This window comes from Pseudomonas sp. B33.4 (assembly GCF_034555375.1).
Taxonomy (GTDB): Bacteria; Pseudomonadota; Gammaproteobacteria; order Pseudomonadales; family Pseudomonadaceae; genus Aquipseudomonas.
The window spans coordinates 5182202-5197690 of record NZ_CP140706.1; the positions used below are offsets into that span (position 1 = coordinate 5182202).

The window sequence follows — 15489 nt, forward strand, 5'->3', positions numbered from 1 at the left end:
CGGTGCGCAAGCCCACAACTTGCCGCTTGCAGCTTGACGCTTATGGCTGTTTTAAAGGCACTAGCCATTGCGCCGATGAACGCACCAATTGCTCGGTCAGCAAGCCCAGCAGCTGACCGCCATTGCGCCAATGATGCCAGTACAACGGCACGTCGATCGGTTTATCTGGCAACAGTTCGCGCAGCACCCCGCGCTGCAACTGCTCGCGCACTTGCAGTTCCGGCACCAGCCCCCAGCCGAGCCCGGCTTCGGTCAGGCGGATAAAACCTTCCGAGGACGGGCATAAATGGTGTTCGAATCCACCATCGACGCCCAGCGCGGCGAGATAGCGATGCTGGAGGAAATCATCCGGGCCGAACACCAATGCTGGGGTACGCGGCAGTTGTTCGGCGCGTACGCCGTCGGGAAAATGCCGTTCGATGAACGCCGGGCTGGCCAGCGCGCGATAACGCATCGCCCCCAGCAACACACTGCGCGCACCCGCGACCGGTCGTTCACTGGCACAAAGGCACCCGGCCACTTCACCGGCGCGCATGCGTTTGAGGCCGACTGTCTGGTCCTCGACCACCAGATCAAGCAATAAATGTTGCTCGGCACAAAAATCGCCAACCGCTTCGGCCCACCACGTGGCGAGGCTGTCGGCATTCAACGCAATGCGCAGACGCTCCGGCAAACCCTCTTCATCCAAGGCCGGCACCAGAGTTTGCAAGTCGCGTTCAAGCAAACGCACCTGCTGCACATGGTTGAGCAGGCGCCGGCCAATCTCGGTCGGCGATGGCGGCGTGCCGCGAATCAGCACCGGCTGGCCGACCCGCGCTTCGAGCAGTTTGATCCGCTGCGAGATCGCCGATTGCGACAAGCCCAATACTTGCGCGGCCCGTTCGAAGCCGGCCTGCTCGACCACGGCGGCCAGAGCGGAAAGCAATTTGTAGTCGAACATCAGTTTTCCTAATGAGCGATCAGCACTATTGGTTTTTCTTATACAGGTTTCGCCCGGAGAATAGCCAGCAAGCACTCTTGATCAAGGAACACTGCAATGGCTGGCGAAACCTCACTGACGACCCTGTTACGCAGCATGAGCCCGCAACTCAACGCCGGCGAATACGTGTTCTGCACCCTGCGTGACGGTCAGTTGCCGAGCGGTGTGGAAATCATCGGCAGCTTCCGTGAACAGGAAGGTTTGACCGTGATTGTCGAACGTGCCCGCGCCGAACAGGCCGGTTTCAGTTTCGATTACATCGCCGCGTGGATCACCTTGAACGTGCATTCGGCGCTGGAAGCGGTCGGCCTCACCGCCGCGTTTGCCACAGCACTGGGCAAGGCCGGGATCAGTTGCAACGTGATCGCAGGTTATTACCACGACCATTTGCTTGTCGGCCAGGCCGACGCCGACCGCGCCATGCAAGTGTTGCGCGATCTCGCAGCCAACGCGGAGTAGATCTTATGTGGCAAAGCTATATGAACGGCCTGCTGGTGGCGTTCGGCCTGATCATGGCGATCGGCACGCAAAACGCGTTTGTACTGGCGCAGAGCTTGCGCCGCGAACACCATTTGCCCGTGGCGGCGTTGTGCGTGGTCTGTGACGCGCTGTTGGTGGCGGCCGGGGTATTCGGCCTGGCGACGATTCTCGCGCAGAACCCGACGCTGCTGGCGATTGCCCGTTGGGGCGGCGCGACCTTTCTGATCTGGTACGGCAGTCAGGCATTGCGCCGGGCCTGTTCGAAACAGAGCATGGATCAAGGCGAAAACCAGACCGTACGTTCGCTGCGCGCGGTGATGCTCAGTGCCTTGGCGGTGACGCTGCTCAACCCGCACGTTTATCTGGATACGGTGTTGCTGATCGGCTCTCTCGGCGCGCAGCAATCGGTGCCGGGCGCTTATGTGGTCGGTGCTGCGAGTGCTTCGCTGTTGTGGTTTTTTACGCTGGCGCTGGGTGCGGCATGGCTCGCGCCCTGGTTGGCACGCCCGAGTACCTGGCGGATTCTCGATCTGGTGGTAGCGCTGATGATGTTCACGGTTGCGGGGCAGTTAATTCTCGCGAGCTGATTTATTCCAAAAGGCTCTGGAACCTCTATCCCACACAGTTGTTGCGTGGTTATGGCGCAACCCGGGTGCTATGATCGAAACCCTGCGCCGCAAAGAGTAAAAACTCGCCGGTGCATTTCTGGCCGCCCGTGATCGGCCTTGCGCTCACCGCAACAGACCTGATTAGGAGAATCATCATGGCTTTCGAATTGCCGCCGCTGCCTTACGCACACGATGCCCTGCAGCCGCACATTTCCAAGGAAACCCTGGAATACCACCACGACAAGCACCACAACACCTACGTCGTGAACCTGAACAACCTGGTGCCAGGCACCGAGTTCGAAGGCAAGACCCTGGAAGAAATCGTCAAGACTTCCTCGGGCGGTATCTTCAACAACGCCGCTCAGGTCTGGAACCACACTTTCTACTGGAACTGCCTGGCGCCAAACGCCGGCGGTCAACCAACCGGCGCGCTGGCTGAAGCCATCAACGCTGCTTTCGGTTCGTTCGACAAGTTCAAGGAAGAGTTCAGCAAAACCTCGATCGGCACCTTCGGTTCCGGCTGGGGCTGGCTGGTGAAAAAGGCTGACGGCTCCCTGGCTCTGGCCAGCACCATCGGCGCCGGCAACCCGCTGACCAGCGGCGACACCCCGCTGCTGACCTGCGACGTCTGGGAACACGCTTACTACATCGACTACCGCAACGTTCGTCCTAAATATGTCGAAGCGTTCTGGAACCTGGTCAACTGGAAGTTCGTTGCTGAGCAGTTCGAAGGTAAAACCTTCACCGCTTAAGCTGCGCGCCAGTCAAAAAACCCGGCTATTGCCGGGTTTTTTTGTGGGCGTTTGATGATCGTTCCCACGCTGAACGTGCCTTCGGCAGCGCCTACATAAGAATGGCGTTTCTCTCACGATGAAAGCCGTCTGCCGCTGCTTGCTGCCGTGCCACAGCGGGCTAACATCAAATCAGGCGAAAAATTGTGCCGAACCGCTCAAGTTGCGGGTCGAAACTACCGACATAGTACAAATAGGGCTAATACTCCAGACAGCCGCATTTCGGCCAAGGCCACGGGCAAATCATCCCGGGCCTGATTGTCCCTTTGACTGCCAACACGGGATTGCCAATACTCATGGCAACTTGACGCTACCCGCACGGAACAAGGAATAAACCTTTGAAGCTGGAACTCAAGAACAGCTTGTCGGTGAAGTTGCTCCGGGTCGTGCTCCTGTCGGCATTGATCGTCGGCGTAGTCTTGAGCTGCGCGCAGATTGTTTTCGATGCCTACAAAACCCGTCAGGCGGTGGCTGGCGACGCCGAACGCATCCTCGACATGTTCCGCGATCCCTCGACCCAGGCCGTTTACAGCCTCGATCGGGAGATGGGCATGCAGGTGATCGAAGGCCTGTTCCAGGATGATGCCGTGCGTCAGGCCTCCATCGGCCATCCCAACGAAGCCATGCTCGCGCAGAAATCCCGCGACCTGCAGCATTCCAACAGTCGCTGGCTGACCGACCTGATCCTCGGCCAGGAACGCACCTTCACCACCCAACTGGTGGGACGTGGGCCGTACAGCGAATATTACGGCGACCTGAGCATCACCCTCGACACCGCCACCTATGGCGAGGGGTTTATCGTCAGTTCGGTGATCATTTTCATTTCCGGCGTGTTGCGTGCACTGGCCATGGGCCTGGTGCTGTATCTGGTCTATCACTGGCTGCTGACCAAACCACTGTCGCGGATTATCGAACATCTCACCGAGATCAACCCGGATCGTCCCAGTGAGCACAAGATTCCGCAGCTCAAGGGCCATGAGAAAAACGAACTGGGGATCTGGATCAACACTGCCAACCAGTTGCTCGAATCAATCGAGCGCAACACCCATCTGCGCCACGAAGCGGAAAACAGCCTGCTGCGTATGGCCCAGTACGACTTCCTCACCGGCCTGCCGAATCGCCAGCAATTACAGCAGCAACTGGACAAGATTCTGGTCGACGCCGGCAAGCTGCAACGCCGGGTCGCGGTGTTGTGCGTGGGGCTGGATGATTTCAAAGGCATCAACGAGCAGTTCAGCTACCAGACCGGCGATCAATTGTTGCTGGCCCTGGCCGACCGCCTGCGTGCCCACAGCGGCCGCCTCGGCGCCCTCGCCCGCCTCGGCGGCGACCAGTTCGCACTGGTACAAGCGGATATCGAACAACCTTACGAAGCAGCGGAGCTGGCGCAAAGCATTCTCGATGATCTGGAAGCGGCGTTTGCCCTCGACCATCAGGAAATCCGCCTGCGCGCGACCATCGGCATCACCCTGTTCCCCGAGGACGGCGACAGCACCGAGAAGCTGTTGCAGAAGGCCGAGCAGACCATGACGCTGGCCAAGACCCGTTCGCGCAACCGCTATCAGTTCTACATCGCCAGCGTCGACAGCGAGATGCGTCGCCGCCGCGAACTGGAAAAAGACCTGCGCGACGCCTTGCTGCGCGATCAGTTCTACCTCGTCTACCAGCCGCAGATCAGCTATCGCGATCACCGCGTGGTCGGCGTCGAAGCACTGATTCGCTGGCAGCATCCGGAACACGGTCTGGTGCCGCCGGACCTGTTCATTCCGCTGGCCGAGCAGAACGGCACGATCATCGCCATTGGCGAATGGGTGCTCGATCAGGCCTGCAAGCAATTGCGCGAATGGCACGATCAGGGTTTCGCCGACCTGCGCATGGCAGTGAACCTGTCCACCGTGCAATTGCACCACGCCGAGTTGCCGCGGGTGGTCAACAACCTGCTGCAGATGTATCGCCTGCCACCGCGCAGCCTGGAACTGGAAGTCACCGAAACCGGCCTGATGGAAGACATCAGCACCGCCGCCCAACATTTGCTCAGCCTGCGTCGCTCCGGCGCACTGATCGCCATCGATGACTTCGGCACCGGCTATTCATCCCTGAGCTATCTGAAAAGCCTGCCGCTGGACAAGATCAAGATCGACAAGAGCTTTGTGCAGGATCTGCTCGATGACGACGACGATGCGACCATCGTTCGCGCGATCATTCAGTTGGGCAAGAGCCTCGGCATGCAGGTGATTGCCGAGGGCGTGGAAACGGCTGAGCAGGAGACCTACATCATCTCCGAAGGCTGCCACGAGGGTCAGGGTTACCACTACAGCAAACCGCTGCCGGCCCGCGAGTTGAGTGCCTATCTCAAGCAGGCGCAGCGCAGTAACGCGGTTATTTTATAAAAGCAAAGATCGCAGCCTGCGGCAGCTCCTACATTTGGAATGCGTTCCCCCTGTAGGAGCTGCCGCAGGCTGCGATCTTTTGATCTGCGTAAATAAGAAATATTTCCAGCCACAACCCTTTACACATAATGCGAAAGATTTGCATTATGTCGCAGTTTTGCGCACCCCCAGCGCGAGTCCACTCAACTATCGAAGCAGGATGTTCGCCATGATTCGTATGCCTCTGGCTACCGCCAGTCTGCTGGCCATCGCTATTTCCCTCGCCGGTTGCGGCGAAGGCAAAGACAAGGCTGCCGCTCCGGCCGCACCGACGCCAGCCGCCAGCACCACCGCACCAGCGGCGGCGCCTGCTGCTGCCGGTAAAGTCGACGAAGCCGCCGCCAAGGCTGTGGTTGCGCACTACGCCGACATGGTCTTCGCCGTTTACAGCGATGCCGAATCCACCGCGAAAACCCTGCAAACCGCCGTCGATGCTTTCCTCGCCAAGCCGAACGCAGACACCCTGAAAGCCGCCAAGGCTGCCTGGGTCGCCGCGCGCGTTCCGTACCTGCAGAGCGAAGTGTTCCGCTTCGGCAACACCATCATCGACGATTGGGAAGGTCAGGTTAACGCCTGGCCACTGGACGAGGGTCTGATCGACTACGTCGACAAATCCTACGAGCACGCACTGGGTAACCCGGGCGCTACCGCCAACATCATCGCCAACACCGAAGTTCAGGTCGGCGAAGACAAGGTCGACGTCAAAGACATCACCCCGGAAAAACTCGCCAGCCTCAACGAGCTGGGCGGTTCCGAAGCCAACGTCGCCACCGGCTACCACGCCATCGAATTCCTGCTCTGGGGCCAGGATCTGAACGGCACCGGCCCTGGCGCTGGCAACCGTCCTGCGTCGGACTACCTGGAAGGCGCCGGCGCCACTGGCGGTCACAACGATCGTCGTCGTGCCTACCTGAAATCCGTGACCCAACTGCTGGTCAGCGACCTCGAAGAAATGGTCGGTAACTGGAAGCCTAACGTGGCTGACAACTACCGCGCCACCCTGGAAGCCGAGCCGGGCGAAACCGGTCTGCGCAAAATGCTCTTCGGCATGGGCAGCCTGTCGCTGGGTGAACTGGCGGGCGAGCGCATGAAGGTTTCCCTGGAAGCCAACTCCCCTGAAGACGAGCAGGATTGCTTCAGCGACAACACCCACAACTCGCACTTCTACGATGCCAAAGGCATTCGTAACGTTTACCTGGGCGAGTACACCCGTGTTGACGGCACCAAAATGACCGGCGCCAGCCTGTCGTCGCTGGTGGCCAAGGCCGACCCGGCTGCCGACACCGCGCTGAAAGCCGATCTGGCTGCCACCGAAGCCAAGATCCAGGTCATGGTCGATCACGCCAACAAGGGTGAGCACTACGACCAGTTGATCGCCGCCGGTAACACCGCTGGCAACCAGATCGTTCGCGACGCCATCGCTTCCCTGGTCAAGCAGACCGGTTCGATCGAAGCCGCTGCCGGCAAACTGGGCATCAGCGACCTGAACCCGGACAACGCTGATCACGAGTTCTGATCAACCGCGTCTGCGCCAAAAAAAGGCGACCTTAGGGTCGCCTTTTTCATATGAGCCGTACACGGCCCTTTGTAGGAGTGAGCCTGCTCGCGATAGCGGTGGGTCAGCCCGAAATTAGTTGGCTGACATTACGCTATCGCGAGCAGGCTCACTCCTACAGGGGTTTTGCATGAACTCTTGGCTAGCGCTGTATCAAGCAAACGATAATTCCTCTTATTCAAACCCCCTCGCCCTGTTAGACTTTGCGCCTTTAATTTTGCCCGTCCGCAGGATGTCTGATGCCCTCGCTGCCTCTTCGCTTGTCCGCACTGTTGCTGGCCCTGGGCCTGAGTGCCTGCGATGACGCCCCGCGTTTCACCAAGGCCGAGCCTGGTGAAGCGCGTTCCGGCGGTGCAGCGACCGTGCGCAAGACCGATCAGAACGCGTTCTCCCTGCCCTCGGCCAACCTGCCGCCCTCGCGACGGGTCGATTTCAGTGTCGGCAACAGCTTCTTTCGCAGCCCGTGGGTGATTGCGCCGTCGACCACCACGGCGCGCGATGGCCTCGGCCCCTTGTTCAACACCAACGCCTGCCAGAACTGCCACATCAAGGATGGCCGCGGTCATCCGCCGACGCCGGATGCCGCCAACGCGGTGTCGATGCTGGTCAGGTTGTCGATTCCCGACGCGCCGGAATATGCCCGGCTCATCGAACAGGTCGGCGTGGTGCCGGAGCCGGTATACGGCGGCCAGTTCCAGGACATGGCCGTGCCCGGCGTCGCCCCCGAAGGCAAGGTGCGCGTTGATTACACGCCGGTGCCGATTCGTTTCAAGGACGGCACCGAAGTCGAACTGCGCAAACCGCTGTTGCAGATCACTCAACTCGGCTATGGCCCAATGCACCCGGACACGCGTTTCTCAGCCCGCGTTGCCCCGCCAATGATCGGTCTGGGCCTGCTTGAAGCCATCCCCGAAGAGGCCATCCTCGCCAACGCCGCTGCGCAAGCCAAAGCGAAAAACGGCATCCATGGCCGGCCCAATCAGGTCTGGGATGACGCGCTGCAAAAAACCGTCATGGGCCGATTTGGCTGGAAAGCCGGGCAACCGAACCTGAATCAACAGAATGTTCACGCGTTTTCGGGTGATATGGGCCTCACGACCAGCCTGAGACCCTTTGATGACTGCACCGATGCACAAACCGCCTGCAAACAGGCACCGAACGGCAATGGCCCGAACGGCGAACCGGAAGTCAGCGATAACATCCTGCGTCTGGTGCTGTTCTACAGCCGCAACCTCGCCGTACCTGCGCGCCGTGACGTTAACGATGCAGAGGTCATCACTGGCAAGAACCTGTTCTTCCAGGCTGGCTGCGATTCCTGCCACACACCGAAATACACCACCGCCGCCAACGCCGCCGAACCTGAACTGGCCAATCAAGTGATTCGCCCGTACAGCGATCTGCTGCTGCATGACATGGGCGACGGTCTGGCCGATAACCGCACGGAATTCCAGGCCTCCGGCCGCGACTGGCGCACGCCGCCGTTGTGGGGGATTGGCCTGACGCAAGCGGTCAGTGGCCACACCCAGTTTTTGCATGACGGTCGCGCGCGCAATCTGCTCGAAGCGGTGCTCTGGCATGGCGGCGAAGCTAAAGCCGCGCAGCAACAGGTTTTGTCTTTCAATGCCGAGCAGCGTGCCGCGCTGCTGGCGTTTTTGAACTCACTTTAAACACTGATAAAGAATCGGGAGCCCGACATGTTCCGTCCCAAGCTACTGTTCACCAGCCTTGCCGCGCTCGCCCTCGGCGCCTGCTCGCCGCAGGATCCGCAAGCGGTCACCTCGGCGGCCATCGCCAAATCGGTGATCCTGCCGACCTACACCCGCTGGGTCGAGGCCGACAAGCAACTGGCCGTCAGCGCCCTCGCCTACTGCCAGGGTAAAGAAACCCTGGAAACCGCCCGCGCCGACTTCCTCCACGCGCAGAAGGCCTGGGCCGAGCTGCAACCGCTGCTGATCGGTCCGTTGGCCGAGGGCAACCGTTCGTGGCAGGTGCAGTTCTGGCCGGACAAGAAGAACCTCGTCGGCCGTCAGGTCGAGCAACTGGTTATCGCGCAGCCGCAGATCGATGCCGCCGCACTGGCCAAATCGAGCGTCGTGGTGCAAGGCCTGTCGGCTTACGAATACATCCTGTTCGACGCCAAGCCTGACGTGGCCAACGCCGAGCAGAAAGCCAAGTATTGCCCGCTGCTGATCGCCATCGGCGAGCGTCAGAAGCAGCTGGCCGAAGAGATTCTGCAGAACTGGAACAACACCGACGGCATGCTCGCGCAGATGACCAAGTTCCCCAACCAGCGCTATGCCGACTCCCACGAAGCGATCGCCGATCTGTTGCGTGTGCAAGTCACCGCGCTGGACACCCTGAAGAAAAAACTCGGCACGCCAATGGGCCGCCAGAGCAAGGGCGTACCACAGCCGTTCCAGGCCGATGCATGGCGCAGCCAGTCTTCGCTGACTGCACTTGAAGCCAGCCTCGCCGCCGCCAAAACCGTATGGGAAGGCGTAGACAACAAAGGCCTGCGCGGTCTGTTGCCGGCTGAGCAAAAGCCACTGGCCGACAAGATCGATGCCGCTTACGCCGCGTCGCTGAAACTGTTCGACAGCACCCAGCGTTCGCTCGGCGAAATGCTTGAAGACGACGCCGGTCGTCAGCAACTCAACGATATCTACGACAGCCTCAACGTCGTCCATCGCCTGCACGAAGGCGAACTGGCCAAGGCGCTGGGCATCCAACTGGGCTTCAACGCCAACGACGGTGACTGATGAGGGCAAGTGCCATGCTGCGACGTCAGGTTCTGACTTTAGGTAGTGCACTGCTGGGAGCAGTGACGCTGGGCGGCTGGACGCTGTTCAAACGCAAGGATCAGAGCCCGCTGTTGCTGTCAGCGCGCGACGACACCGACGGCAAGCACTACGCCGTCGGTTATCGGCTGGACGGCACGCGGGTGTTCGCCACGCAAGTCGGCCAGCGTTGCCACGACATCATCAATCACCCGACGCAGCCGATTGCGCTGTTCGTCGCGCGGCGTCCGGGCACCGAGAGTTACCTGATCGACCTGCGCGACGGTCAGTTACTGCAGACGGTGAGCTCGCAGCCGAACCGGCACTTCTACGGCCACGCCGTGGTGCACAAGGACGGCGAATACCTGTACGCCACCGAGAACGACACCACCGATCCGGGTCGCGGCTTGCTCGGCGTGTACAGGTTCGAAGGCGAGCGGCTGGTGCACAGCGGCGAGATTTCCACTCATGGCCTCGGCCCGCATCAGGTGTCGTGGATGCCCGATGGCGAGACGCTGGTGGTGGCCAATGGCGGGATTCGTACCGAGGCGGAAAGCCGCGTCGATATGAACCTCAACGCCATGGAGCCAAGCCTGGTCTTGATGCAACGTGACGGCACCCTGCTGAGCAAGGAAACCCTCGCCCAGCAGATGAACAGCGTGCGCCATCTGGGCATCGCCAGCGACGGCACCATCGTTGCCGGCCAACAGTTTATGGGCGCCTCGCATGAGCGCTCGGAGTTGCTGGCAATCAAGCGTCCGGGGCAGCCGTTCGTGGCGTTCCCGGTGCCGGAGCATCAGTTGCAGTCGATGGGGCATTACACCGCCAGCGTTGCCGTGCACAGCGACTTGCGTCTGGTTGCGCTGACGGCGCCGCGTGGCAACCGCTTCTTTATCTGGGATCTGGACAGCGGTGAAGTACGCCTCGATGCGCCGTTACCAGATTGCGCCGGTGTGGGTGCGGTGAAGGACGGTTTTGTCGTGACCTCCGGGCAAGGGCGTTGCCGTTACTACGATTGCCGTCAGGATGAGCTGCTGGCCAAACCGCTGGAATTGCCGGCGGGGCTCTGGGACAACCATCTTCATCTGATGGCGTAAAACAGCCTTAAAAGATCGCAGCCTGCGGCAGCTCCTACATTTGGAATGCATTCCCCTGTAGGAGCTGCCGCAGGCTGCGATCTTTTTGCCCCCCCTGTAAGAACTGTCAGTTGGAATCCCCCCTGTACTCGGAGTAATGTGCCCGCCTGTCTCACCTGATTTATCCAAGGAACTGGAAATATGCTGCGTCGCCGCATGCTGATCATGTTGGGTGTTGTCTTGCTGATCGTCCTGGTGCTGGGCGGGTACAAAGCCTTTTCGATCTATACGATGATCCAGGGCTTTTCCAAGCCGAAACCGCCGATCAGCGTCGCCGTGGCCAACGCCACCGAGCAGCCGTGGCAGATGCGTTTGCCCACCGTCGGCTCTCTCAAGGCGCTGCAAGGTGTCGAGCTGAGCCTGGAAGTCGCCGGCACCGTCACTGAACTCAAGTTCGAGTCCGGGCAGAAGGTCAAGGCCGGGCAACCGTTGCTGCAACTCGACAGCGCCGTCGAAACCGCCCTGCTGGAAACCGCCAAGGCTGATCTGGGCCTGGCGCAACTGGACTTCGGCCGTGGCGCGCAACTGGTCGACAGCCGTGCCATCTCCAAAGGCGAATACGACCGCCTCTCCGCCGTGCTGCAAAAGAACAAGGCCACGGTCAATCAGCTCAACGCTTCGCTGGCGAAAAAACGCATTCTCGCGCCGTTCAGCGGCACCATCGGCATCCGTCAGGTCGACGTCGGCGACTACCTCGCCAGCGGCAGCAAAATCGCCACCTTGCAGGATTTGAGCAGTCTCTACGCCGACTTCTACCTGCCCGAGCAATCGGTGCCGAAACTGGCCATCGGTCAACCGGTGCAAATCTCGGTCTCCGCTTACCCCGGGCAAAACTTCGCCGGCAAGATCAGCGCGATCAACCCGATCGTCGAAAGCACTACGCGCAACATTCTGATCCGCGCCACCCTGGCCAATCCCGACGGCAAACTGCTGCCGGGCATGTTTACCAGCCTCGAAGTGCTGCTGCCCGATCCGCAAAAACACATCGTCGTGCCGGAGAGCGCGATCACCTATACCCTGTACGGCAACTCGATCTACGTGGTCGGGCAGAAGAAAGCCGAGGACGGCAGCCTCGAAAAGGATGACAAGGGCCAACCGGTGCTGATCGCCGAACGCCGCTTCATCGAAACCGGTGAACGCCGCGATGGCCTGGTGATGATCAACAAGGGCGTGCAGAGCGGCGAACAAGTGGTGACGGCTGGCCAGATCAAACTGGACAACGGCGCCCACATTGCCATCAGCGACGACAAGACCCTCGGCGAGCAGAACAGTCCGCCTCGCGCCGACTGATCAAGGAATCCCCATGGCTTTTACTGATCCGTTCATCCGCCGCCCGGTGCTCGCCACTGTGGTCAGCCTGTTGATTGTGCTGCTGGGTTTCCAGGCCTGGAGCAAGTTGCCGCTGCGCCAATACCCGCAAATGGAAAACGCCCTGATCACGGTGACCACCGCTTATCCCGGGGCCAACGCCGAAACCATTCAGGGCTACATCACCCAGCCGATGCAGCAAAGTCTGGCCAGCGCCGAGGGCATCGACTACATGACCTCGGTCAGTCGGCAGAACTTCTCGGTGATTTCGATCTACGCGCGCATCGGCTCCAACACCGACCGTTTGTTCACCGAGTTGCTGGCCAAGGCCAACGAGGTGAAGAACAAGCTGCCGCAGGACGCCGAAGACCCGGTGCTGAGCAAGGAGTCCGCCGATGCCTCGGCGCTGATGTACATCAGTTTCTTCAGCAAGGATTTGAGCAACCCGCAGATCACCGACTATCTGTCACGGGTGATCCAGCCAAAGCTCGCGACCCTGCCGGGCATGGCCGAGGCGGAGATTCTCGGCAATCAGGTGTTCGCCATGCGCCTGTGGCTCGACCCGGTGAAACTCGCCGGTTTTGGCCTCAGCGCCAGCGATGTGACCAACGCCGTGCGCCAGTACAACTTCCTCTCCGCCGCCGGCGAAGTGAAAGGCGAGTACGTGGTCACCAGCATCAACGCCAACACCGAACTGAAATCCGCTGAGGCCTTCGCGGCGATTCCGCTCAAGGTCAGCGGCGACAGTCGCGTGCTGCTCAGTGATGTCGCGCGGGTGGAAATGGGCGCGGAAAACTACGACTCGATCAGCTCGTTCGGCGGCACGCCGTCGGTGTACATCGGCATCAAAGCCACACCGGGCGCCAACCCGCTGGACGTGATCAAGGAAGTGCGCAAGCTGATGCCGGAGCTGGAAGCGCAACTGCCGCCGAACCTCAAGAGCGAGATCGCCTACGACGCCACGCTGTTTATCCAGGCTTCGATCGATGAAGTCGTGAAAACCCTGTTCGAAGCAGTGCTGATCGTCATCGTCGTGGTGTTCCTGTTCCTCGGCGCGCTGCGTTCGGTGGTGATCCCGGTGGTGACCATTCCGCTGTCGATGATCGGCGTGATGTTCTTCATGCAGATGATGGGCTACTCGATGAACCTGCTGACGCTGCTGGCAATGGTGCTGGCGATCGGTCTGGTGGTGGACGATGCGATTGTCGTGGTGGAAAACATTCACCGCCACATCGAGGAAGGCAAGACGCCGTTTGATGCGGCGCTGGAAGGCGCAAGGGAAATTGCCATGCCCGTGGTGTCGATGACCATCACCCTGGCGGCGGTGTATGCGCCGATCGGTTTTCTCACTGGGCTGACCGGGGCGCTGTTCAAGGAGTTTGCGCTGACCTTGGCCGGTGCGGTGGTGATTTCCGGGATCGTCGCACTGACCCTGTCGCCGATGATGTGCGCGTTTTTGCTGCGCCACGAGGAAAACCCCAGTGGCCTGGCGCATCGCCTCGACCGCATCTTCGATGGTCTCAAGCGCCGCTATCAAAGCATGCTGCACGGCACGCTGAACACACGCCCGGTGGTGCTGGTGTTCGCGGTGATCGTGCTGTGCCTGATCCCGGTGTTCCTCAAGTTCACCAAGTCGGAACTGGCCCCGGACGAGGATCAGGGCATCATTTTCATGATGGCCACTGCGCCGCAGCCAACCAACCTTGATTACCTGAGCACCTACACCGACGAATTCATCAAGATCTTCAAGGAATTCCCCGAGTACTACTCCTCGTTCCAGATCAACGGCTACAACGGTGTGCAGGCCGGTATCGGCGGTTTCCTGCTCAAGCCGTGGAACGAGCGCAGTCGCACGCAGATGCAGATCCTCCCGGAGGTGCAAGGCAAACTGGAAGGCATTCCGGGCTTGCAGATCTTTGGTTTCAACCTGCCCTCCCTGCCCGGCACCGGTGAAGGCCTGCCGTTTGAGTTCGTGGTCAACACCGCCAACGACTATGAACTGCTGTTGCAAGTGGCTGACCGGATCAAGAAACGTGCGATGGAGTCGGGCAAGTTCGCCTTCGTCGATCTCGATCTGGCGTTCGACAAGCCCGAAGTCGTCGTCGATATCGACCGCGCGAAAGCGGCGCAGATGGGCGTGTCGATGCAGGACCTCGGCGGGACTCTCGCCACCCTGCTGGGTGAGGCGGAAATCAACCGTTTCACCATTGAAGGTCGTAGCTACAAGGTCATCGCCCAGGTTGAACGGCCGTATCGCGATAATCCGGACTGGTTGAACAATTACTACGTGAAAAACACTCAGGGTGAGTTGCTGCCACTGTCGACGCTGATCAAGGTCAGCGACCGCGCACGACCGCGTCAGCTCAACCAGTTCCAACAGCTCAACGCGGCGAAGATTTCCGGGTTCCCGCTGGTCAGCATGGGCGAAGCCATCGACACGGTCTTGCAGATCGCTCGCGAAGAAGCGCCGGCCGGGTTCGCCTTTGACTATGGCGGTGCGTCACGTCAGTTCGTCCAGGAGGGCAGCGCGTTGTGGGTAACGTTCGCCTTGGCCCTGGCGATTATCTTTCTGGTGCTGGCGGCGCAATTCGAAAGCTTCCGCGATCCGCTGGTGATTCTGGTGACGGTGCCCTTGTCGATCTGTGGGGCGTTGATTCCGCTGTTCCTCGGCTGGTCGAGCATGAACATCTACACCCAGGTCGGGCTGGTGACGCTGATCGGGCTGATCAGCAAGCACGGCATCCTGATCGTCGAGTTCGCCAACCAGTTGCGCAAGGACAAGGGCCTGACGGCGCGCGAAGCCGTTGAGGAAGCGGCGGCGATTCGCTTGCGGCCGGTGTTGATGACCACAGCGGCGATGGTGTTTGGCATGGTGCCGCTGATTCTGGCCACAGGTGCCGGTGCGGTCAGCCGTTTTGATATCGGCATGGTGATTGCCACAGGGATGTCGATTGGCACGTTGTTTACGCTGTTTGTGCTGCCGTGCGTTTACACCTTGCTGGCGAAACCCGAGCCCAAACAACCCGCATAACCCCCTGTAGGAGTGAGCCTGCTCGCGATAGCGGTGTGTCATTCAAATCATTATCAACTGACAGACCGCTATCGCGAGCAGGCTCACTCCTACAAGGGATCTGCGTTGCTCCGGGCATAAAAAAAGGCCTCGCAACTGCGAGGCCTTTTATGTCGGCTTCAATCGGTTCAACTTTGCGGCCTCATCCCTTGAGAAAGTCCGAACATGAACAACAACAGATCATGATCGGGTTTGGTCGCCACGGAGGCTTTTGCCACCCGTGGGACTGCGCAGTGGGCGTCGTCTACGGACGCGCCAACCACCTGCATGCGGGGCTGCTCCCAGGCAGCCACCGCCAATGACGCAACTGCCAAGGCTCCAACCAAAAACAAACCTCGTGCAATTTCTAGTTTCAT

General features: G+C 60.2%; 12 protein-coding genes. 10 read left to right on the forward strand and 2 right to left on the reverse strand.

Translation table 11 applies throughout. The features are described 5' to 3' along the window. Positions 1-40 precede the first annotated feature (40 nt). A complete protein-coding gene (locus U6037_RS22815) occupies positions 41-940 on the reverse strand; it encodes a LysR family transcriptional regulator ArgP (RefSeq protein ID WP_322844619.1) in 900 nt (299 codons plus the stop codon). Between the two features lie 96 nt (positions 941-1036). On the opposite strand from U6037_RS22815, the gene U6037_RS22820 reads away from it, so the two are divergent. The 10 genes from U6037_RS22820 (at position 1037) to U6037_RS22865 (ending at position 15094) form a co-directional block, all read left to right on the forward strand. Then, positions 1037-1438: an ACT domain-containing protein gene (locus tag U6037_RS22820; protein ID WP_322844620.1), complete on the forward strand. Its 402-nt coding sequence runs from the start codon at positions 1037-1039 to the stop codon at positions 1436-1438. A 5-nt stretch (positions 1439-1443) separates the two neighbouring features. Further along, entirely contained in the window at positions 1444-2046 is a 603-nt protein-coding gene (locus U6037_RS22825) for a LysE/ArgO family amino acid transporter (RefSeq protein WP_322844621.1), read from the forward strand. Between the two features lie 176 nt (positions 2047-2222). Next, a complete protein-coding gene (locus U6037_RS22830; RefSeq protein WP_007918933.1) occupies positions 2223-2819 on the forward strand; it encodes a superoxide dismutase in 597 nt (198 codons plus the stop codon). Positions 2820-3196: 377 nt separating this feature from the next. Further along, positions 3197-5248: a putative bifunctional diguanylate cyclase/phosphodiesterase gene (locus U6037_RS22835; protein WP_322844622.1), complete on the forward strand. Its 2052-nt coding sequence runs from the start codon at positions 3197-3199 to the stop codon at positions 5246-5248. Positions 5249-5456: 208 nt separating this feature from the next. Beyond that, on the forward strand, positions 5457-6803 hold the full coding sequence (locus U6037_RS22840) for an imelysin family protein (RefSeq protein WP_007918935.1): 1347 nt from the start codon (positions 5457-5459) through the stop codon (positions 6801-6803). 278 nt (positions 6804-7081) lie between these two features. Continuing rightward, a complete protein-coding gene (locus tag U6037_RS22845) occupies positions 7082-8509 on the forward strand; it encodes a di-heme oxidoredictase family protein (protein WP_322844623.1) in 1428 nt (475 codons plus the stop codon). A 27-nt stretch (positions 8510-8536) separates the two neighbouring features. After that, on the forward strand, positions 8537-9601 hold the full coding sequence (locus U6037_RS22850) for an imelysin family protein (RefSeq protein ID WP_034153486.1): 1065 nt from the start codon (positions 8537-8539) through the stop codon (positions 9599-9601). Between the two features lie 14 nt (positions 9602-9615). Continuing rightward, a complete protein-coding gene (locus U6037_RS22855; RefSeq protein WP_322844624.1) occupies positions 9616-10716 on the forward strand; it encodes a DUF1513 domain-containing protein in 1101 nt (366 codons plus the stop codon). Positions 10717-10896: 180 nt separating this feature from the next. Continuing rightward, entirely contained in the window at positions 10897-12045 is a 1149-nt protein-coding gene (locus U6037_RS22860; protein ID WP_322844625.1) for an efflux RND transporter periplasmic adaptor subunit, read from the forward strand. 13 nt (positions 12046-12058) lie between these two features. Further along, complete coding sequence (locus tag U6037_RS22865) at positions 12059-15094, forward strand: multidrug efflux RND transporter permease subunit (protein WP_322844626.1); 3036 nt, start codon at positions 12059-12061, stop codon at positions 15092-15094. Between the two features lie 167 nt (positions 15095-15261). On the opposite strand, the gene U6037_RS22870 is transcribed toward U6037_RS22865, so the two are convergent. Beyond that, complete coding sequence (locus U6037_RS22870) at positions 15262-15489, reverse strand: hypothetical protein (protein WP_034153490.1); 228 nt, start codon at positions 15487-15489, stop codon at positions 15262-15264.